The organism is Arthrobacter russicus (genome assembly GCF_031454135.1).
Lineage (GTDB): Bacteria > Actinomycetota > Actinomycetes > Actinomycetales > Micrococcaceae > Renibacterium > Renibacterium russicum.
In genome coordinates this window covers 574,703-595,272 of the sequence record NZ_JAVDQF010000001.1, presented here as the reverse complement: position 1 = coordinate 595,272, position 20,570 = coordinate 574,703, and the positions used below count along the sequence as shown (strand labels likewise).

The 20,570-nt window shown below is 62.8% G+C and carries 21 protein-coding genes, 1 tRNA gene and 1 pseudogene; 18 read left to right on the top strand and 5 right to left on the bottom strand.

The features are described 5' to 3' along the window. Positions 1-62 precede the first annotated feature (62 nt). The 4 genes from JOE69_RS02780 (at position 63) to JOE69_RS02765 (ending at position 2,247) form a co-directional block, all read left to right on the top strand. Positions 63-491: a MarR family winged helix-turn-helix transcriptional regulator gene (locus tag JOE69_RS02780; RefSeq protein WP_309795920.1), complete on the top strand. Its 429-nt coding sequence runs from the start codon at positions 63-65 to the stop codon at positions 489-491. A gap of 129 nt (positions 492-620) precedes the next feature. Then, the gene (locus JOE69_RS02775; RefSeq protein WP_309795918.1) at positions 621-1,049 is read left to right on the top strand and encodes a hypothetical protein; all 429 of its coding nucleotides are present in this window, start codon (positions 621-623) and stop codon (positions 1,047-1,049) included. Next, positions 1,043-1,276, top strand: coding sequence for a helix-turn-helix transcriptional regulator (locus JOE69_RS02770; RefSeq protein ID WP_296363552.1), 234 nt, complete (start codon positions 1,043-1,045; stop codon positions 1,274-1,276). The genes JOE69_RS02775 and JOE69_RS02770 overlap by 7 nt, the downstream gene beginning before the upstream one ends. After that, positions 1,273-2,247 carry an NAD(P)-dependent alcohol dehydrogenase gene (locus JOE69_RS02765; protein ID WP_309795915.1) on the top strand — a complete coding sequence of 325 codons (975 nt, stop codon included), beginning with the start codon at positions 1,273-1,275 and terminating at the stop codon, positions 2,245-2,247. Before JOE69_RS02770 ends, JOE69_RS02765 begins: the two co-directional genes overlap by 4 nt. Positions 2,248-2,293: 46 nt before the next feature. Here JOE69_RS02765 and JOE69_RS02760 read toward each other — a convergent pair whose 3' ends face one another. Then, the gene (locus JOE69_RS02760) at positions 2,294-3,457 is read right to left on the bottom strand and encodes a trans-sulfuration enzyme family protein (protein ID WP_309795913.1); all 1,164 of its coding nucleotides are present in this window, start codon (positions 3,455-3,457) and stop codon (positions 2,294-2,296) included. 476 nt (positions 3,458-3,933) lie between these two features. Between JOE69_RS02760 and JOE69_RS02755 the strand changes: the two genes are divergently transcribed. From JOE69_RS02755 to JOE69_RS02730, 6 genes are all read left to right on the top strand, one after another. Next, entirely contained in the window at positions 3,934-4,812 is an 879-nt protein-coding gene (locus tag JOE69_RS02755) for a trypsin-like serine peptidase (RefSeq protein WP_309795911.1), read from the top strand. Positions 4,813-4,946: 134 nt separating this feature from the next. Continuing rightward, entirely contained in the window at positions 4,947-6,809 is a 1,863-nt protein-coding gene (locus JOE69_RS02750) for a GMC family oxidoreductase (RefSeq protein WP_309795909.1), read from the top strand. A 33-nt stretch (positions 6,810-6,842) separates the two neighbouring features. Then, on the top strand, positions 6,843-7,409 hold the full coding sequence (locus tag JOE69_RS02745; protein ID WP_309795906.1) for a GNAT family N-acetyltransferase: 567 nt from the start codon (positions 6,843-6,845) through the stop codon (positions 7,407-7,409). 157 nt (positions 7,410-7,566) lie between these two features. Then, entirely contained in the window at positions 7,567-7,770 is a 204-nt protein-coding gene (locus JOE69_RS02740; protein ID WP_309795904.1) for a hypothetical protein, read from the top strand. 250 nt (positions 7,771-8,020) lie between these two features. Continuing rightward, positions 8,021-8,374 (top strand): YidH family protein, encoded by a 354-nt coding sequence (locus JOE69_RS02735; protein WP_296363539.1) that lies wholly within the window; start codon positions 8,021-8,023, stop codon positions 8,372-8,374. Beyond that, positions 8,371-8,724, top strand: a complete 354-nt coding sequence (locus JOE69_RS02730) for a DUF202 domain-containing protein (protein ID WP_309795901.1) — start codon at positions 8,371-8,373, stop codon at positions 8,722-8,724. Before JOE69_RS02735 ends, JOE69_RS02730 begins: the two co-directional genes overlap by 4 nt. Before the next feature lie 5 nt (positions 8,725-8,729). On the opposite strand, the gene JOE69_RS02725 is transcribed toward JOE69_RS02730, so the two are convergent. Next, positions 8,730-9,527 (bottom strand): S1/P1 nuclease, encoded by a 798-nt coding sequence (locus JOE69_RS02725; RefSeq protein ID WP_296363537.1) that lies wholly within the window; start codon positions 9,525-9,527, stop codon positions 8,730-8,732. A gap of 178 nt (positions 9,528-9,705) precedes the next feature. On the opposite strand from JOE69_RS02725, the gene JOE69_RS02720 reads away from it, so the two are divergent. The 4 genes and pseudogenes from JOE69_RS02720 to JOE69_RS02705 all read left to right on the top strand — a co-directional run. Then, the gene (locus tag JOE69_RS02720; RefSeq protein ID WP_309795898.1) at positions 9,706-9,864 is read left to right on the top strand and encodes a hypothetical protein; all 159 of its coding nucleotides are present in this window, start codon (positions 9,706-9,708) and stop codon (positions 9,862-9,864) included. Positions 9,865-10,232: 368 nt separating this feature from the next. Continuing rightward, complete coding sequence (locus JOE69_RS02715; protein ID WP_309795896.1) at positions 10,233-11,735, top strand: glycosyltransferase family 2 protein; 1,503 nt, start codon at positions 10,233-10,235, stop codon at positions 11,733-11,735. Positions 11,736-11,895: 160 nt separating this feature from the next. Further along, positions 11,896-13,038: a dimethylsulfone monooxygenase SfnG gene (gene sfnG / locus JOE69_RS02710; protein WP_309795894.1), complete on the top strand. Its 1,143-nt coding sequence runs from the start codon at positions 11,896-11,898 to the stop codon at positions 13,036-13,038. Between the two features lie 53 nt (positions 13,039-13,091). Next, positions 13,092-13,274, top strand: a pseudogene (locus JOE69_RS02705) (CoA-binding protein); the annotation flags it as partial. 351 nt (positions 13,275-13,625) lie between these two features. Here JOE69_RS02705 and JOE69_RS02700 read toward each other — a convergent pair. The 3 genes from JOE69_RS02700 to JOE69_RS02690 all read right to left on the bottom strand — a co-directional run bounded on the left by JOE69_RS02700 (position 13,626) and on the right by JOE69_RS02690 (position 14,755). Next, the gene (locus JOE69_RS02700) at positions 13,626-14,183 is read right to left on the bottom strand and encodes a peptidoglycan-binding domain-containing protein (RefSeq protein ID WP_309795892.1); all 558 of its coding nucleotides are present in this window, start codon (positions 14,181-14,183) and stop codon (positions 13,626-13,628) included. Positions 14,184-14,322: 139 nt separating this feature from the next. After that, complete coding sequence (locus JOE69_RS02695; protein WP_309795890.1) at positions 14,323-14,496, bottom strand: hypothetical protein; 174 nt, start codon at positions 14,494-14,496, stop codon at positions 14,323-14,325. A gap of 186 nt (positions 14,497-14,682) precedes the next feature. Further along, positions 14,683-14,755: transfer RNA gene (locus JOE69_RS02690), tRNA-Lys, on the bottom strand. A gap of 142 nt (positions 14,756-14,897) precedes the next feature. Between JOE69_RS02690 and JOE69_RS02685 the strand changes: the two genes are divergently transcribed. The 4 genes from JOE69_RS02685 to ilvN all read left to right on the top strand — a co-directional run bounded on the left by JOE69_RS02685 (position 14,898) and on the right by ilvN (position 20,525). After that, positions 14,898-15,860 (top strand): 2-hydroxyacid dehydrogenase, encoded by a 963-nt coding sequence (locus JOE69_RS02685; RefSeq protein ID WP_374709736.1) that lies wholly within the window; start codon positions 14,898-14,900, stop codon positions 15,858-15,860. 77 nt (positions 15,861-15,937) lie between these two features. Continuing rightward, the gene (gene ilvD / locus JOE69_RS02680; protein ID WP_296363526.1) at positions 15,938-17,647 is read left to right on the top strand and encodes a dihydroxy-acid dehydratase; all 1,710 of its coding nucleotides are present in this window, start codon (positions 15,938-15,940) and stop codon (positions 17,645-17,647) included. Positions 17,648-18,078: 431 nt separating this feature from the next. Further along, a complete protein-coding gene (locus JOE69_RS02675; RefSeq protein WP_309795885.1) occupies positions 18,079-20,010 on the top strand; it encodes an acetolactate synthase large subunit in 1,932 nt (643 codons plus the stop codon). 2 nt (positions 20,011-20,012) lie between these two features. Further along, entirely contained in the window at positions 20,013-20,525 is a 513-nt protein-coding gene (gene ilvN, locus JOE69_RS02670; protein ID WP_296363524.1) for an acetolactate synthase small subunit, read from the top strand. Positions 20,526-20,570 lie beyond the last annotated feature (45 nt).

Genomic DNA, 20,570 nt, shown 5'->3' with positions numbered 1-20,570 from the left:
TTGATAAGCATCCTTATCGTATTGCCGATCAGGCTGTCAAACGGGGAAGCTATACTAACCTCATGCCAGACATGGACCAGTGGCCGACTGGACGTCTGCTCACCACGGCCGCCCGGCTGGTCGAGCACGATTGGAACGAAAGACTTGCCGCCATCGGGGTCACCCACGCCGGAGTGATTGCGCTCGACGTCTTGGTCGCCAAGGGGAGCATGTCCCAAGCCGAACTGGCGTCGTGGGTCAGGGTCCAAGCGCAGACCATGGGCAAAACGCTCAGTCGGCTCGAGTCGCGGGGGCACGTGCAGCGCGTGCGCAGCAGTGAGGACCGGCGTAGCCAATTGGTTTCGGTCACTGAAGAGGGGCTGCGGGTGCTCGGCCTCGCCCAGCAGATGGAAAAGGGCTTGTTGGAGAACACTGGCCTGGACGAAGCCGGGCTCCGCGAGTTCCTGGGCCGGATCATCGACAACCTCGGCCGGATCGACACTGCGTCCTGAGTTCCTCCCGGAAGCCCCGGCAGTGCCGGTGAGCTGTTCCGTATCGCACGCAATGTAAAAAATAGTTGACTTAAAGTATGTTGTTCTTTACTTTTAAGATGTCAACTATTTTTTTCAATCGGAGGCATCATGGCAACCGAAGAGAAGCGCTCCTGGATCATCGGGATTCTTGCTGCGCTCGGCTATTGCGGCTACTTGGTCCTGGTGCTGGTCCAAGCCCAGGGGCAACCGCTGGTCGACGTCGATTACGTTCCGGCCATGCTCTGGACCATCGCGGGGGCGATCGCACTCTCGATCCTGCTCGACCTGACGACTTCGTTGGCCGCTGCGGAAAAAAGCAGGCGGAAGGACTCCCGGGACCGCGAAATCGGCAGATTCGGCGAATCTGTAGGCCAGGCGTTCCTGGTGATCGGCGGAGTCGGGGCGCTGCTTCTGGCGATCTTCGAACTCGGCTACTTCTGGATTGCGAACCTCTTGTATCTGTGTTTCGCGCTGTCTGCCGTGCTCGGTTCGATCGCCAAAATCGTCGGGTACCGCAGGGGGTTCCAAAAATGGTGAAACCGACTCGAGTCAGCAACTCGATCCGGCAGCTGCGTTTTGCGCACGGCGAGATGACCCAGGCGCAGCTCGCGGAACGCATCGAGCTGACCCGGCAAACCGTGATTGCGATCGAACAGGGCCGCTATTCGCCCTCCTTGGAAGTCGCCTTCCAAATCGCCCGGGTCTTCGGCGTCCCGTTGGACGAGGTCTTCCATTATCCGGAATCTTCCGGGGGTGCATCGTGAAAGCGGTCATCCAAGACCGTTATGGTCCGCCCGAGGTCTTGCAGTTGGTTGACCTTCCGGTGCCCGAGGTCTCCGATGACCAAGTGCTGATCGCGGTCCACGCCGCCGGAGTCGACCGCGGCACCTGGCATCTGACCACTGGCTTGCCGTACTTGCTCCGACTGTCCGGATACGGTTTCCGTCGACCGCGGGTGCCGACGGCCGGGCGCGACGTCGCCGGAACCGTCGTTGCCATCGGCTCCGCGGTCACCGGCTTCGCCGTCGGCGATCAGGTTTTCGGCTCCTGCAGCGGCGCGTATGCCGAATATGCCTGCGGGCCGGCGAGCTCCTTCATCATGAAGCCTGCCGTGCTGAGCTTCGAGCAGGCGGCTGCCGCGCCGACGTCGGCGATCACTGCTCTGGCCGCGTTGCGCACGGTAGGCGGCTTGCAAGCCGGCCAAGCCGTGCTGGTCGTCGGCGCCTCCGGAGGGGTAGGCGCATTCGCGGTGCAGATCGCGCACGCGATGGGTGCCGAAGTCACTGCGGTCTGCAGCAGCCGGGGCGTGGAGTTCGTGCGTTCGCTCGGTGCCGATGCAGTGATCGACTATGCAAAAGCCCCCCTGGCGCCGGAGCGGAAGTACCACTTGATTCTGGACATTGCCGGCGGCCGTCCGCTGCGTCGGCTTCGACGGCTGCTGACCGGCAGTGGAACCTTGGTGATCGTCGGTTCGGAAACCGGCGGGCGGCTCTTCGGCCCGTTGGGCCGGACGCTCCAGGCATTGCTGCTTTCGCCTTTTGTGCGGCAGCGGTTGAAAGGGCTGATGGCCTTCACGAACCCGGAAGGGCTGGCCGCGCTTTCCCGGCTGATCGAGGCAGGCTCGGTGACGCCGGTGGTGGTGAAGAGCTATTCGCTGGCCGAGGCCGCGCAGGCGGTGCGGCAGGTGGGTGAGGGCGGGATCCTGGGGAAGGTGGTGCTGTCGGTGCGCGCTTGAGCCGGCAACGAGCCGGGGCCGGCCCGGTCCGAGCCGTCCGATCGGGCTAGCGGGTTGCCTCAATCGCTTGCTGCAGATCCGCGACGATGTCGTCGGCGCTTTCCAGGCCGACGGAAAGCCGGAGCAAGTTCGGTTGCGGCTTGGCATCGGCTGCGACCGGTCGATGGGTCAGGCCAGCGGGGTGCTGGATGAGCGTGTCGATGCCGCCCAGCGATACCGCATGGGTGATCAGCTTGAGGGCGCCCGGTATCCGCTCGGCATGCTCGGCGGAGGCTACTTCGAAGGCGAGCAACGAACCTGGGCCGGCCATTTGCGTGCCGACCAGGCCGAGCGGATCGCATTCGGGCAGTCCCGGGTAGCGGACCCGGCCCACCAGTTCGTGCCCGGCCAGGGAGCTGGCGATTTTCCCGGCGGTTTCCTGTTGCGCCCGCACTCTGATCGGCAAGGTGGCAAGCCCGCGGTGCAGCAGATAGGCCGGCCAAGGGGTCAGGATTCCACCAGTGACCGCGCGGATCTGACGCAGCCGGCTGGTCCAAAGCGGGGCGGCGGCCACCACGCCGCCCATGGCGTCGCCGTGGCCGCCGAGGAATTTGGTGGCGCTGTGCAGCACCATGGCGGCTCCGTCATTGAGCGGTTGCTGCAGGACCGGGCTGGCGAAGGTATTGTCCACCAGCACCGGCACGCCGTCCGCGGCGGCCACGAGCCCGGAGACGTCCACCAATTCCAGGCTCGGATTGGCCGGAGTCTCCACGATGACCAAGCCGGTGTCCTGCCGCAGCGCGCCGGCCACGCCGTCCGGCGTCACGAAGCTCACCTCGGTGCCCAACATTCCGGAAGCGAGCACGTGGTCGCTTCCGCCGTAGAGCGGGCGAACCGCGACGACGTGCTTTTTCCCGGTCGCGACCACGGCCAACAGGACCGCGCTGAGCGCCGCCATGCCGGTGGCGAAGGCGACGGACTCGGGGGCGTTTTCCAAGGTCGCGACGCCGGTTTCGAAGCGTGCCACGGTCGGATTCCACAGCCGCTGGTAGACCGTGCTCTGGCCGGATTCATGCGGACCGCCGGTCGCCAGGTGCTCATAGGCCAAGCCGCCGGCGTGCACTGAGGGGAGCGGTGCGGTAGTGGAAAGGTCGATCGGAACCGCATGCAGGCCCTGGTCGGTGAGTCCGTCGCGGCCCGCGTGGACAGCGGTGGTGTCGAGGGAAAACATGCTTCTCCTTGTGGACTATCTACGGTTTATTGGCATAAGTATCACCTTAAAATTCGGTGAAAACCATAGATTAGCGAATATTCAGGTAGACAAGATCGCAAAGCGTCGAAGATCCAGATCGATGTGCGACTCGGTTCGACGGGTCACAGGGTTCATGGGAAAAATACAGCCTTCATCCAGGGAGTTAATCGGTTATCTCCGGTTCTTGAAATTCAAATGATTAAATATCAAAATATTTTGGTATCGGCATGGACGGGTCGGTCATCGAGTGCGAAGGTCGGCGGCCTGAAGGTGCTGAATTCGACGGGTGGCTTGCCGGGGGTCCGAGGTCGGCAAGCCGGAGCGCTTCATTGATGCAGCGCTCCGCAGCTCACTAGTGAATATCGAATTGGGAGAACATGAACACGAAGCTCAAGAAGCAGGTTCCGCTGACGTTTCTCGTAGTGGCTGCGGTAACGGCATTGTTTGGCGCGGGTATGAGCCAGGCGACTGCCGAGCCGGTCAGCAACGGCGATGTCAGTTCCACCGCGATTTCAACTTCCGAGGCCCAGGCGGCACAGGATTACTGGACGCCGGAGCGGATGAAAGCCGCGATCCCGGGCGATTCGCTCGTCGCGGACAAAGTTGCCGGACCCACGGTCCAACCGCAAACCGGCCTGCCCACCACGGTGCCGGCGCAGCAGCCGGTGTTGCGGGCGACAAGCGGCCCGTTGACGCCGATTTCCAATATCGGCAAGGTGTTCTTCACGATCAACGGTTCCGGATATGTCTGCTCAGGCAACTCGGTGAACTCGACCAACGGCAGTACCGTATCGACTGCGGGCCACTGCATGAACGAAGGGCCCGGCGTCTACTACAAGGACTTCGTGTTCGTACCCGCCTATGAAAATGGTGCGGCTCCGTACGGAAAATGGCCGGCCAGAACCCTGATCGCCACCAGCCAGTGGGTCAACAACGGGGACATCAACTACGACACCGGATTCGCGGTCGTCTCGACGCTCAACGGCAAGCGCTTGGCTGATGTGGTCGGGGCTTCCGGAGTGGCCTTCAACCAATCCCGTGGGCTGAACTACACCGCGTACGGGTACCCGGCGGCGGCGCCCTATGACGGCCAACGGCTGTGGAGCTGCGCGGGCAAGGCGACCAATGACCGGATCAACTCGGGCAACACCACGCAGGGCATCCCGTGCACGATGACCGGCGGATCGTCGGGTGGCCCCTGGTTCATCGGGACCGGTTCCAACGGACTGCAGAACAGCGTCAACAGCTACGGCTACAACGGAGTGCAAATGATGTACGGGCCGTATTGGGGGACCGTCATCCAGAACACCTACAAGACAGCTGCTGCCGCCTAACAACAGTGATGCCTTGAGGCAATTGACGGCACTGGGTGGCGGCCACGGGATCCGTGGCCGCCACCCAGTGCCGTCAGGGCGCGATTCTGACCTGGCTCCAACGCTGAGCACCGATCCTTTCGAGAGATGGAACCATGGCCGATGATGTGACCGGAACCAACGATCTGACCAGACGCAATGTCCTGACCGGGATGACCCTGGGTGCCTTGCCGCTGGGCGCCTTCGGTTTGCCGCAGCCCATGGCGGTGCGCGATGCCGCCAATCCGCCGAGCGAAGTCGACTACATCGTGGTCGGCAGCGGACCCGGCGGTGCCCCGGTGGCTGCCCGGTTGGCGGAGGCCGGCTACGCCGTCGTCGTCCTGGAAGCCGGGCCGGACCAGGGGAACAGCACCTATTACGACGTGCCGGCACTTTGGCCGAGGACGGTTTCCGACCCCGCTATCCGTTGGGACTACTTCGTCCGGCACTATGCCGACGCAGCAGCGCACGGCGGGCAGTTCGTGCCGCAAAAAGACGGCGTGCTTTACCCGAGGGCAGCAACCCTCGGCGGGTGTTCCGCGCATCACGCGATGGTCACCATCAACGCGAGCCCCGGCGACTGGAGCTATCTGCAGAATCTCACCGGAGATGCGTCCTTCGACCCGGAAACGATGTGGGGGTATTGGGAAAAGGTGCTGTCTTGGCAGCCATTGCAACAGGTCACCCCGCTGCGCGCGGCCACCGACGACCAAGTCGCCCGGCTGCTGGCCTCCTTCGAAGCAGAAAACGCGTTGTTGCCGCAGGGGGCCGCGGTCAAGATCGGCCCGGACCCGAACTCCTACCTCAACACTTCGCAGAGCGCCCAAGGGGCTTACCTCACACCGCAGAACTCACGGAACGGCCGGCGCATCGGCCCGCGTGAACGGCTGCTCGCGGCGGCCGCGAAGAACCCCGGCCTGACCATCCTGAACGGCGCGCTCGCCGAAAAGGTGCTCCTGGAACGCGCCCCCGACGGCGCGCAGAAAGCCGTGGGCGTACAGTACTTGGCCAGCCAGCATCTGTACTCGGCGGATCCCGACGCCGGCAACCCGAGCGAGGGGACCCGCGCCAAGCTGCGCCGCACCATCCGGGCGCGCAAGGAGGTCATCCTGGCCGGCGGATGCTACAACTCGCCCCAGCTGCTCATGCTTTCCGGCATCGGGCCGGCCGAACAGCTGCGCAGCCAGGGCATCGAAGTCAAAGTCCCGTTGCCCGGCGTCGGCAGCAATTTCCAGGATCGCAATGAGGCCACCGTGGTTACCCGGTTGGACCGGCCGCTGAGCCTGACTGCAGGATGCACGCTCACCGGAGGCCCGGAAGACGTCGTCTGCATGACCGGTTGGCAAGCCGGCGGGACTGCTTCGGTATACGGCAGCAACGGCGCACCGTTCTACCTGCGACGGCGCTACTCCGCCGGATCGGAACGTCCGGAGGTGGCGCTTTTGGGCGTTTTCGGGGAGTTCTACAACTTCCGGCCCGGCTGGGTGGACACGGCGTTGCAGACCCCGTCCCAGTACCTGACCTGGATTGTGGTCAAAGCATATTCGCAGAGCCGCAAGGGCTATGTCCGGCTGCGTTCTGCGGATCCGTTGGACACACCGTTTGTTAACAAACAGTCCTTCGACGACGGCAGCAACGGTGCTTATGACATTGCTGCCATTTCCGAGGGGATCGAGGTTGCCCGCCGGATCAACAAACGGGCGGGTCTGTTCGGCGTCGAAGTGGCGCCCGGGACGTCGGCCAATCTGACCGATTACATCCGCAAAGAGCAATTCGGACACCACGGTTCGTGCACCAACCCGATCGGGGCGGCGAGTGACCCGATGGCGGTCTTGGACTCCAAACACCGGGTGCGGGGAACCTCTGGACTGCGGGTGGTCGATGCTTCGGCGTTCAACCGGATCCCGGGCAGCTTCATCTGGGCGCCCACGGCGACCTTGGCGGAACGGGCCGCGGACCAGATTCTTTCGGCCGGTTGACCTGCCCGGCTGCGGACCTGGCAGAATCAGGGGGTGCAGCTACGTCCGGATTACCCTATCAAGACTCCCCGGTTGCGATTGCGGCCGCTGAGGCCCGAGGACACCCCGGCTCTGCTGGCGTATCGGGGCAATGCGGAAGTCTGCCGGTTCTTGCCCTTCGAACCGATGGACGAAGCGGTGCTGGCCCAGCGGCTGGCCGGTGATTTCGCCCGGACGGCGCTCACCGGAGAAGCCCAAGCGCTCACCTTGGGCGTGGAGTCCGCCGAATCGGGGAGCTTGATCGGCGACGTCGTGCTGTTTTTCCATTCGGCAGAACATCGAGCCGGCGAGATCGGTTATGTATTCCACCCGGAAGCCACTGGCCGGGGCTACGCCTCGGAAGCCTGCTCCGCGCTTTTGGACCTGGCGTTCGGGGAACTGGGCCTGCACCGGGTGATTGCGCGGATCAACGGTGGGAACCATGCCTCGGCAAAGCTCGCCGAGCGGTTGGGAATGCGCCATGAGGCGAGCCATCTGAGCAGTCTTCGGTTCAAGGGCGCGTGGGCCGATCTGGAAATCTATGCGATCCTGGCCGAAGAATGGCGGTTGCGCCGGAGTTGATCCTGGTTCCGGGCCGGCGAATAGCATCAGCGTCGCCTGGGTTTCCAGGCCGGGGGTCCGAGGCACGCCTGATCATGAATCTGAGCCGGTTGCTTCGCAGCAAGCTATCATGATGCCCAAAGCAATCATCCAGGTTCGTCAAGAGAGACTGTAGACAATGAAAACCTACGAATTGCCCCGTCTCATTCTTACCCCTTGGGGATACATCACTCGCGGCCAAGCGCTGTTGAACTACCGGGAGCAGCTGCCGCACCCTGATGAAACCACCATCTACGATCCCAAGACACGCCGACAGGTCACCATCGACTGGACGGTTCCCGGGCTGCTCGAGGAGCGGTTGGGGATCGAGATCCGGGACTAGACCCGGCCTTCGATCCCTTCCAGGACGGTGTGCCGAGTGTCCGATGACAGGGGCAGACCGGGGGTGGGGCCGACTAAGGAAAGCTTGCGAGTTACTTCCATTTACTTCCATCCCCAGATGCTTTTCCCGCGCTGAGTCGGTTGCCCAGCCGCGCGTGTTTGAATGATGACCTGGAAGCTTCGATGGTTCTGATCGGATGCCGGTTGGCTGGACGGGGTGGATCCATGGGATCGAAGAGGAACTGTTTCTGATGAAAAAGCCAGATTGGCGTACTACCGGGGAGCGCCCGGACTATCGGTTTTCGCTGGCCAACGAGCGGACTTTCCTGGCCTGGGTGCGAACTGCGCTGGCGTTGCTCGCCGGGGCGGTGGCGGTGAACCAATTGGCTTCGGCGCTGAACCCGGTGCAACTGCGCACGGCGCTGTGCGTACTGCTCGCGGTGTTCAGCGGCGTCCTGGCGTTCGTCGCCTACCGGCGTTGGGCTGCGCAGGAAAAGGCGATGCGGAACAACGAGGATCTGCCGCACTCCTGGGTGTTGCTGGGCATGGCAGGCGTCGTAGGCGTTTCCGCCATCGCGTTTCTGGTCTTGCTTTTCTGGCGATGAGCGGGAGCCTGGCCGGATCTGCAGCGCCCCGGGACCCGGGGCTGCAAATCGAGCGCACCATCATGGCCTGGTGGCGCACCATCGTTTCGATGATCGTGGTCGACATCTTCGCTTGGCGATTCTTGGTGCACGAGCCCGGAGGGCAGCTGCCCGGCATCCTCCAAATCTCCGGATTGCTGCTGACCGCGGCTGGCACCTTGGGTTTTTCGGTCTGTTTCTATCTGCGCCAACGGGCGCTCCGCCGCGGCCCTGAGTGGGCCGCGGCGGAGCGCCGAATCCTGGTCGCCTCAACCGGCTGGCTGCTCACGGTCGTCGTCGGCGGGGCTTTGTCGGTCCTCGCAGGAGTTTGAAACGATCAGCCGTTTGCCAGTGCGGTGTTGATCAGCCGGGCCAATCGTTCACCGGACATTTTGAGTTGGTTTTCGGCCACGGGCAAATACTTGGCGGTGTACTCGTTGCCGATCGTGGAATTCGCCGGATAGACCCCGGGGCTGACCGCGATGTTGCAGCTTTCCTTCACCCAAGCCGCCGGATCGGTGGAACCCAGTGCGGGCGTCGGCTGCGCCGTGAGCTCTTTGACATAGGTGGCATCGCTCTTTTTGCCTGCGGCAAGCAGCCGGCTGTCCCAGACCGAGTGCAGATTCGTTTTGCTGCCGAGATAGGTCACATTCGTCGAGTTGCCGCCGCGGTCCCGGGCGTATCCGCCGTGCATCGGTTGCGCGATGTCCTCGGCGAGGTGGACGACGAATTTCAGCGCCTGGTTGCGCGAAGCATCTGACTGCGTGCGGTCCGCCAGAATCGCGGTTTGGTTGCGGAGCGCCTCGACGATGTTGGAGCCGTTGTTCCCGTTGACCGCAGGATCATAGCTGCAGTTGTTCTCCGCGATGTTGACGTAGTGCCAGGCTCCGGATTCCTTGCCCAGAGCAGAGCCATCGGACCGGATCTGGTCGGCCCAGGTGGACACTCCGGAAAGCGTGGGCTTCGATTCGCCGGCGAGCAGCCGGTCGACTTCTTGTTTTGCGGTCGGGGTCAGCCGGGATTCGGCGAGGCCGGCTGCAATATTGTGGCCGGACGTTCCCCAGGCATTCGCCTGCGGGGCACCGGTCAACGTGATGGCTGTGGCGATGAATCCGGTGACAAAAATACCGCTCATGATTTTCTTCATATCAGTGAGTATTCCGGCCGTGAAGCGCACTGTCCATGGCGTCTAGATGAACTTTGGCTGTGACTGTGGAGAATAATTGTCCGATATTAATCTGGTAGGCGGTGAAACACAGGATACGCTCAGCGGGGCCGCTTAGTCTGAGAGTTCGATCAATGAGGGAGTAAGTATGTCCAGCGATAAAAAGCAAGGAATATTCCAACGGCTGATGCAGAACCTGCGCGGCGAGGGCGGCAATAAGGGCGGGCATGGCGGAAACAGCGGTGGTCATGGCGGGAGCAAGGGCGGACACGGCAATAAGGGCGGCGGGCACGGGCGCGGCCACTGAGGCTCGGTTGAAAGTTCAACCGGGTATCGGGTTGGCGGCAAGCACTCATGATAATGAGAGTGTTTTAAAATAATAATGTAAATGATGATCATTTATATCATCGAAAATGCTTACGGCTGAAAACATAGACATCAAACTTCTTCCCAAAATCACGCTTTCTGGCTAAACTGCTGACGTCTTCTAGAATCTTTCCAAAATCTCCGAGGCGCTCCGCCGCATAGGATCCTGATAATGATTATCAAGATCAAGCGGGTTGCCTTGCAATGAAAAGTTCGCCTTGTCCAAAGGACGCTGCTTTTGATGGGGAAGTCCATGGTTTCCCAGATTTGTTGTGAATTTCTGCGCCGGTGGCAGGCATGCTAGGTATGGTGCCCGCACTCAGCCCGCTCGGCTGGTTCCTCTTTGCCGCCACGGGATTGTTGATGGCAACCTATCTCTATTTCTGGTGGATGGTGATCAGGGCATCGGTGCGCGGGCACGTTTCCCGGGCCAAGCTCAGCAACGGGGATCTTCGGATCGCCCTGAAACAGGCAGCGAGCAGGGGCGACACGCATCGGTTCCTGATCCAGATCACCACCAAGGGCGGCGCGGTCACCGTGGTCCAGCGGGGAATCGACGAAGCAATCGAGGGTGTTCGCCGGTTCCCGGTGCTCGCCGGCGTCGTCCGGATCGAAGTCATCACCGAAGTCCCGGACGAAGTCCAACTCCTTGCGGAACGGTATCGCAGCGCGCCCATCCCGGTGGTTCCTTTTCTGCTGCCGGGCGACTATCAAACCCCGCGAGGCACCAAGCTCAAAGCCCGCGCCCTGGAGTACCTGGTGGAACAGCATCGGGCGGACCCCCAAGACTGCTACGTGGTTCACTACGATGAAGAATCGGTGTTCACTCCGGAGAATTTGGCGCGTCTGGTGCATCGACTCGCGTTGCACCCGGTGGGGATCTCGGAGGGCATGATCTCCTACGGATTGGATTGGCGCCAGACCACTCTCCTGAACAAAGCCATGGAATCGAATCGCCCGTTTGGCTGCCATGAGTGCTTTTCGGTGATGACCAGCCCGCCGCCCCTCCATTTGCACGGCTCGAACCTGGTAGTGCGCCAGGATCTGGAGAACCAACTGGGTTGGGACATCGGGACGCTCAATGGATCGGCCCTGATCGCGGAAGACCTGATTTTCGGCTTAGCCGCCTATCTGCGTTTCGGATCCGAGGTCTTCGGCTGGCATCACGCCGAAATGATCGAACAGCCCCCGTTCAGCTTGAAAGCCGCCTACAAGCAGCGAGAACGCTGGGTCTTCGGTGCCCTGCAAGCCCTGGCCCACGTCCGTCGGGAACAGAATTGGCTCCGGCTTTCCCGCCGGGATCGCTGGCACATCAACATCGTGATCAGATTGCGGGTCTTCACCTATGCGCTGGGTTTCCCGGTCTCCTTGCTGGCGCTCAGCGCCAATGCCGCAGGCCTGGCCAATCTGGCGCTGGACTCTGCAGGCGAAGGGAACCTGCACTTCGACGCGCCGGAGATCACGGCCTACAGCTTTGTCAGTGTGGCCGGTTTCCTGCTCTGGATGGCCGGCACCCAGCTCGGCCTGTTTTACAACCTGCGGTATGCCGGGCTCACCGGCAGGCAGAAACTCCGGGACCATGTCCTGGTCCTGCTCGCCACTCCGTTCGCCGGCATCGTCGACACCCTGGGGCCGCTCATGGCGGTGGCCAAATGGGTTACCGGCACCCGGGAGGTCGCTTGGCAGCCGACGCCGAAACTTGCCGCAGAATCGCCGACGAGCGAACTGCGGCCCGACGCTGCTGCGGTGGACCCCGCTCCGCCTTCGGAGCGGCTGATCCGCACGGCCGAAGAAGAATCGGCCCACGACTGATCCCAGATGAGGATTTGTGACTCCGCGAGTCTTTTGTTCCGCCAGATGAATTCGTGCGACGCGAACGGTTGCCCGGAACGGCAACGGGGCATTTAGTGAATGAAAGGTCCGCCGTCGGCATGGCCGGGGCGGCTTCGAAACACTATTCGAGGGGGAGCGCATGAACAGTCCGACGCAGCACCAAGTAGACCTTTCCACTCCGCTCAAGTTCGCCTATTGGGTGCCGAACGTCTCCGGCGGGCTGGTGGTCAGCACCATCGAGCAACGCACCGACTGGAGCTTCGACTACAACCGGGAATTGGCCCGGATCGCGGAACGGAGCGGCTTCGAGTACGCGCTGACCCAGACCCGCTACGCCGCTTCCTACGGGGCGGACAAACAACACGAAGCCACCAGCTTTTCGCTGGCTTTGCTGGCGGCCACGGAGAAGCTGAAAGTGATTGCCGCGGTGCACCCGGGAATGTGGCACCCGGGCGTGCTGGCGAAGTTCGTGATCACCGCCGACCACCTCTCCAACGGCCGGGCGGCGGTGAACATCGTTTCCGGTTGGCTCAAGGCCGAATTCGTGAATTTCGGCCTGCCGTGGTTGGTGCACGACGAACGCTATGTCCGGACCGAGGAATTCATCCGGGTTCTGCGTGGGCTCTGGACCGAGAAGGGGTTCTCGCACACTGGGAAGTACTACAACATCGCGGACTTCACCCTGCAACCGGCACCCGTGGCGGTTGCCGGGCGGCCGCATCCGGAGATCTTCTTCGGTGGGAATTCGACCGCGGCCCAGGCCACCGCGGGCAGGGTCGCTGACTGGTATTTCTCCAATGGCAAAGACCTCGACGGCTTCAGCGAGAATATCAGCGGAGTGCTGGCGGCAGCAGTGCCGCTGGGCCGCAGGCCTCGTTTCGGGCTCAACGGGTTCGTGATCGCCAGGGATACTGAAAAGGAGGCCCGCGAAACGCTGCGCGAGATTGTGGCCAAGGCGCACAAACCAGCGGTCGAAGGGTTCCGGGACGCCGTACAGGAAGCCGGACCTGCCACCAAAGACGGCAAGGGCATGTGGACGGATTCGTCCTTCGAAGACCTGATCCAGTACAACGACGGGTTCAAAACCCAGCTGATCGGCACTCCGGAACAGATCGCCACCCGCATTGTGGAGTACAAGAAGCGCGGCGTGAACCTCCTGTTGACCTGCTATCTGCATTTCCAGGAGGAGCTGGCCACCTTCGGGAGGGATATCCTGCCGATCGTCAGAGAACTCGAGGCCGACGCCGCGCGCCAAGCCGACGTCGAACTGGTCGTGGCCTAGTGGCTGAGCGCAGTTTCGGTTTCCGCACCAGGGCGTTGCATGCCGGCGGGACCCCGGAACCGGTGGATCTGGTCGATGTGTTCCGCAAGCACGACGCTCTTCCCGGCGTCCTGGCCGAAGCAGCAGCCATCGGAGCCAAGGCGCTCTGGCTGCAGCTGGGCTCCTGGCACGAGGCCGTGGCTCGCCAGGGGCAGGCCGCCGGGCTGCGTGTAGTCACGGACCGTTGCCTCAAAATATAGCTCGCCATGGGCAGGCTAGCTTTCGGAAGCCCTTTCCTCGAGCCTCAGCCGAAGTCCTCTTCTCAGGTAGTAGGCAGCAGGCATGGACATGAGGACCGTGAAGAAAGCTAGCTCAAGCTGCTGTCTGCTGATAGTGAGGACCAAAAGGAAAATGGCCAGGAAAATTCCGACAACGCCACCAGCAACCGGAAAAATCCATGCGCGAGTCATCAACTCAGCTTGGTCGGGGAAACCAAAGAGCCGTGATGTGACTGAACCCGGACGCTCCTGCGGGGTGTGGATCGTCCGGACTCAGTTTTTGCTCACCCCGCCAGGGGTCGCGTGATGAGCGGAATAGACTCACCTCGGTCAAGCACCGGAGGAGTAGCAATTGCCTTTACCGCTGGTCCATTTGAAAACTCTGGCCGTGTTCGGCCCGTAGATTCCGTCAGCCGTGACTCCGAACTTCTGCTGGGCTCTTACCAGCGCCGCCCGGGTCGCCGGGCCAAAAGCGCCATCCACGGCAAGCCCAGCACTGACCGCGCAGCGCCCATTCAACCCGGCTTGCAACGCTTTCACCGCAACCGAGTTCGCGCCCTGATCCAATCGGCAAAGCACATTGAAGTTGGAATCGGCCGGCACTGCGTAGTAAGTTCCGTCAGCTGCCAAGTTGATGACTTGTTTGGAGCAGTAGCCGCCGTTGGCGGCCTGGGCTGGTGCTGCGACGAGTGTAGCGCTGAGCAGCGCACCTGCAGCAGCCCCGAGCGCTGCTTTTCGGGACCAGTTGGAAAGTACAGATTTCGTGAACTTCATTGTTCCCCAACTTTCTGTATTGGACGCCCAGACCGGGCGTTGATTGACGTCCGAAATAGGTTGACTGTTCCCAGCACCCAATTTGAAACTACCAGTCACAAAAACGTTGGGCAAGGAATTGATCCACGGTCCAGGCAAAGGTAGGAGCAATGAGTGCAGAACCTGCAGGGGGATCACCGGGTCTTCGCTGGACTGAATGCCGCGAGCTGGCTCGGCCCGGAATAGCAGATCGATGGAGAAGGGCCGGTTGGCCCTACGATCGTTGAGCGGCCTTCTTCCGGGCGCTCCGGTAACTGAGCCAGCAAGAGATCACGAGCAGACCCATTGCGATAGCGGTCAACCAGACTCCAGCGATCATCGAAACAATGCCAAGAATGATCGCGCCAATAGCCCAGATCACGTAAATGGCCTTGTCCGAACTCGTCATGCCAACAAGCTTAGCGAGCAAGCGGGCGAAAGACCGATGACGGATGAGCGCGAAATATTCGACCGCTGGCGACTCCGATGCGCTGCAATCAGAGCCGGACCACCGCTGTGCGCCGGGATCGAATAAAGTCCAAGCGCAACAAAAAACGGCCCCGACCGAAATTCTGCGATCGGAGCCGTTCCGTTGTGCACCCCCCGGGACTCGAACCCGGAACCCATTGATTAAGAGTCAATTGCTCTGCCAGTTGAGCTAGAGGTGCAATACTATTGCGGTCACTTTCGGACTGTTTTCGCAGTCATTCTGTGATCCGCAACGACATGTAATACTACACGGGTTTGGGTCCGCTGTGAAATCGGAGCCGCTGCCCGGCGACACCGGCGGTGTGAACCGCTAAAGTGCTGCTGGTGAGCAAGCTTACCGTGATCCGGAACGTCCTTTTGCCCAGTCAGGAGCTGTTGGATTCGCTCGGTCCGCTGCCGCAGGGAATCCGTGCCGCCGCTTGGCGCTTCGTCGCGGAGCCCGCCGGCTTGCCCTTGAACGAAGTGGACGCCGTCGTGCTGCCATACCTGGGTTCGCCCGCACCGCTCAAGGAACCCCTGTCGAAGTTGCCGAATCTGAAGCTGCTGCAGACCCAGACCACAGGCTACGACGGCGTGCCCGAGCTCGCCGGGCCGGAGGTCGCCATTTGTTCCGCAGCCGGGGTCCATGCGGCCTCGACGGCGGAGCTCGCAGTCGGGCTGGTGCTGAGTTCACTGCGCGGCTTGGACATCGCGGCCCGGGATCAACGGAATGAAATTTGGCGGCACGAACGGCGCAGCTCGTTGGCCGACCGCAAGGTGCTGCTGATCGGCGTCGGAGGCATCGGCCGGGAAATCCAACGCAGGCTGGAGCCTTTCGAGGTGGAGCTCACCCGGGTGGGCCGGTCCCGCCGCGAGGACGCTGCGGGCACCGTGCACGGCTTCGCGGAACTCCTGGAACTCGCCCCGGAACACGATGTGGTGATCGTGATCGTGCCGTTGACCCCGGAAACCGACTCGCTGATCGGCCGCGAGTTCCTCGCCCGGTTGCCGGACGGGGCCTTGGTGGTCAACGTCAGCCGTGGCGCCGTCGTCGATTCAGCCGCGATCACAGCGGAGGTGGTCGGTGGACGCCTGCACGCGGCACTCGATGTCTTCGATCCGGAACCGTTGCCGGCCGGGCACCCGCTCTGGCAAGCGCCGAACGCTTTGATCACTCCGCATCTGGGCGGCGACTCCACGGCTTTCCCGCGTCGGATCGGCAGATTCCTGGCACAGCAATTGAACGCTTTCGCCTTGGGGGAGCGGCCGCAGAACCTGGTCCGGCCCGGCTTCTACCGCGACTGAGCCGGCTGGCGCGTCATGGAACGGTCCGTTTCGTGGACACTTTCGCGCACTGCCCCGTGCAGTCATAGACTCGGCCTATGAGCGTGGAGACCAGCAATCAGCCAGACATCAAACCGCGGAGCCGGATCGTCACCGACGGCATCGCCGCCGCCCCAGCGCGGGGCATGCTCCGCGCGGTCGGCTTCGGCGACGAAGACTTCGCCAAGCCGCAAATCGGCGTAGCCAGTTCCTGGAACGAGATCACCCCCTGCAACCTCTCCCTCGACCGGCTCGCCAAAGCGGTCAAGGAGGGTGTGCACGCCGGTGGCGGATTCCCGATGACTTTCGGCACGATTTCGGTTTCCGACGGCATCTCGATGGGCCATGAAGGCATGCATTTCTCGCTGGTCTCCCGCGAAGTCATCGCGGATTCGGTGGAAACCGTGATGCAGGCCGAGCGGATCGACGGCTCGGTTCTGCTGGCCGGTTGCGACAAATCCCTGCCCGGCATGTTGATGGCCGCGGCGCGGCTGAACGTCTCGAGCGTGTTCCTCTACGCCGGCTCGATCATGCCCGGCTGGGTGAAACTCGAAGACGGCACCGAAAAAGACGTCACGCTGATCGATGCCTTCGAGGCCGTGGGCGCCTGTGCCGCCGGCAAGATGTCGGTCGGCGATCTGGACCGGATCGAACGCGCGATCTGTCCCGGCGAAGGCGCGTGCGGCGGCATGTACACCGCCAACACCATGGCCTGCATCGGCGAAGCGCTCGGCATGTCGCTGCCCGGCTCCGCCGCTCCGCCCAGCGCGGACCGCCGACGCGACATGTTCGCGCACCGTTCCGGGGAGGCCGTGGTGGAATTGCTCCGCCGTGGCATCCGCTCCCGGGACATCATGACCAAAGAGGCGTTCGAGAACGCGATCGCGGTGACCATGGCCTTCGGCGGTTCCACCAATGCGGTGCTGCACTTGTTGGCGATCGCCCGCGAAGCCGAAGTCGACCTGCAGCTTGAGGATTTCAACCGGATCGGCGACCGGATCCCGCATCTGGGCGATCTGAAGCCGTTCGGCCGCTATGTGATGAACGACGTCGACCGGGTCGGCGGGGTGCCGGTGATCATGCGGGCGCTGCTCGACGCCGGACTGCTGCACGGCGATGCGCTGACCGTGACCGGCAAAACGCTGGCCGAAAACCTCGAAGCGATCAATCCGCCGGATCTGGACGGCAAGATCCTGCGTGCGCTGGACAACCCGATCCACAAGACCGGCGGCCTGAGCGTGCTCAAGGGTTCGCTGGCGCCGGGCGGCGCGGTGGTGAAGACCGCCGGCTTCGACGCCGAGGTCTTCGAGGGCCCGGCCCGGGTCTTCGAGCGCGAGCAGGGTGCTTTGGAAGCACTCAAAGCGGGCGAGATCAAGGCCGGCGACGTCGTCGTCATCCGTTATGAGGGGCCCAAGGGCGGCCCCGGCATGCGCGAAATGCTTGCGATCACCGGCGCAATCAAGGGCGCCGGTCTGGGCAAAGACGTGCTGCTGCTGACCGACGGCCGGTTCTCCGGCGGCACCACCGGCCTGTGCATCGGCCACGTGGCGCCGGAAGCCGTCGACGCCGGCCCGATCGCCTTCGTGCGCGACGGCGACCGGATCCGGGTGGACATCCCGAACAAGAGCTTCGACTTGCTGGTCGACGAAGCCGAACTCGAATCCCGTAAAATCGGCTGGCAGCCGTTGCCGGCCCGTTTCACCAAGGGCGTGCTGGCGAAATATGCGAAGCTGGTCCACTCGGCTTCCGAGGGAGCCTACTGCGGTTGAGCTCAAGACGTCAGCTCAACATCTAACCTGCAAAGTGGAGCTGGAACGCTCCGGCTCCACTTTCAAAGGGCAATGTTGAGCTGACGTACGCTCCACGAGTCAGTGAGCGTCCACTAACTGGACTCTATGTCCATATCGTGAGACAAGGGGTGGTCCAGTTGACACCCGGGGGCCAGCCGGGAAAACTTGCAGCTATGCAGATCGGAATTCTCGTCGTACTTACCAGGCGCGTGACGGAGTAGCCCACAAGGCAAACCGTCCGGCTGGCAACAGTCCGAGCTGCATAGCACGCGCAAACCCCTCGCAGAGCCTACCGGCTGGAGGGGTTTTTTCGTTTCCACAACAGGGTATGCATTGAACTTTTAGATTTACCGTGCGACACCGGATCACCGCAGCGGCCACCGTTGCGGTGAAAACGAAGGAAGAGCCCCATGAGCAAAGGTCCGACCGTCAGCCCGGCGCTGATGGCCAACAAGCCGCACCCTGCGGCCAAACCCAGCGGAACTGGACAGCGCAACGGCGCCGCGGAACCGGGCAGCGCGCCCTTGACCAAAGCGGAAACGTCGTCGATTTCGGTGGTGTCCCAAGTCCAGGGACCCAACCGGGTCATCCCCGCGCAGCCAATGAGCGGTTCACAGGCGATCGTGCGATCCCTCGAAGAACTCGGGGTGCAGGACATCTTCGGCCTGCCCGGTGGTGCGATTCTGCCGACCTACGACCCGCTGATGGCCTCGGCGATGAACCACGTCCTGGTCCGGCACGAGCAGGGCGCCGGGCACGCGGCCGAAGGCTACGCAATGGTCACCGGCAAGGTCGGCGTCTGCATCGCCACCTCCGGCCCCGGGGCGACGAACCTGGTCACCGCGATCATGGACGCGCATATGGACTCGGTGCCTCTGGTGGCGATCACCGGCCAGGTCGCCTCCGGGGTGATCGGCACCGACGCGTTCCAAGAGGCGGACATCGTGGGCATTACGATGCCAATCACCAAGCACTCGTTCCTGGTGACGGATCCGAACGAGATCCCGAAGGTGCTCGCCGAGGCGTTCCACCTGGCCTCCACCGGACGGCCCGGGCCGGTCCTGGTCGATGTGGCCAAGGACGCGCAACAGGCGCAAATGACCTTTTCCTGGCCGCCGACCATCGATCTGCCCGGGTACCGTCCGGTTTTCCGCGGGCATTCGAAGCAGCTCCGTGAAGCCGCCCGGCTGATCGCGGCGGCGAAGCGGCCGGTGCTCTACGTCGGCGGCGGCGTGATCAAAGCGCATGCCTCGGTCGAATTGCGGGCCTTGGCGGAACTGACCAATGCGCCGGTGGTGACCACGCTGATGGCCCGCGGTGCCTTCCCGGATTCGCATCAGCAACACGTCGGCATGCCCGGTATGCACGGCTCGGTCTCCGCGGTCACCGCATTGCAGCAATCCGATCTGCTGATCACGCTCGGCGCGCGGTTCGACGACCGGGTGACCGGTGTGCTCTCCAGCTTCGCGCCCGGTGCCAAAGTGATCCATGCGGACATCGACCCGGCGGAGATTTCCAAGAACCGGGCCACCGATGTGCCGATCGTGGGCTCGGTCAAGGAGATCATTCCGGATCTCACCGAGGCGGTGACTGCCGAGTTCGCCGAATCCGGCACCCCGGACCTCACCGAATGGTGGGCTTTCCTGAACAATCTGCGCAACACCTACCCGCTGGGCTGGACCGAACCGGAGGACGGGCTTTCCGCGCCGCAACGGGTGATCGAGCGGATCGGCGCGTTGAGCGGTCCGGAAGCGATCTACGCCGCAGGCGTGGGGCAGCACCAGATGTGGGCCGCGCAGTTCATCAAGTACGAGCGTCCGCATTCCTGGCTGAACTCCGGCGGAGCCGGCACCATGGGTTACTCGGTCCCGGCCGCGATGGGCGCCAAGGTCGGCGAACCGGACCGGGTGGTCTGGGCAATCGACGGGGACGGCTGCTTCCAGATGACCAATCAGGAACTTGCCACCTGCCGGATCAACAACATCCCGATCAAGGTCGCAATCATCAACAACTCCTCGTTGGGCATGGTCCGGCAATGGCAGACCCTGTTCTATGAGGGCCGCTATTCGAACACCGACCTGAACACCGGGCACGACACCATCCGGGTGCCTGACTTCGTCAAGCTCGCCGAAGCCTACGACTGCGTCGGTCTGCGCTGCGAACGGGACGAAGACATCGATGCCACGATCCAGAAGGCACTGGAGATCAATGACCGGCCGGTGGTGATCGACTTCGTGGTCAGCCCGAACTCCATGGTGTGGCCGATGGTCCCGGCCGGCGTGAGCAACGACCAGATCCAAGTGGCCCGCAACCTGACCCCGCAGTGGGAAGAGGAGGACTGAGCATGACCAGGCACACGCTTTCCGTTCTGGTTGAAGACAAACCCGGGGTTCTGACCCGGGTGGCCAGCCTGTTCGCCCGTCGGGCCTTCAACATCAACTCGCTCGCCGTCGGGCCCACCGAGGTCGCCGGAGTCTCCCGGATGACCGTCGTCGTGGATGCCCAAGGCGACCTGATTGAACAAGTGACCAAACAACTCAATAAACTGGTCAACGTGATCAAGATCGTCGAGTTGGTCACCGAATCTTCCGTGCAACGCGACCACATCCTGGTCAAGGTGCGCGCAGATGCGGCAACACGCCTGCAGGTCACCCAAGCCGCAGACTTGTTCCGAGCTTCAGTGGTGGACGTTTCCCCGGATTCGCTCATCATCGAAGCCACCGGCCACCCGGAAAAGCTGACCGCGCTTTTGAATGTGCTGGAGCCATTCGGCGTGCGCGAGATCGTCCAGTCGGGCACGCTGGCCATCGGACGGGGATCCCGTTCCATGAGCGACCGCGCGCTGCGAAGCGCCTGAAATCCTGTCGACTACCCGCTAACTAATAGTTGCTGCACGAATACA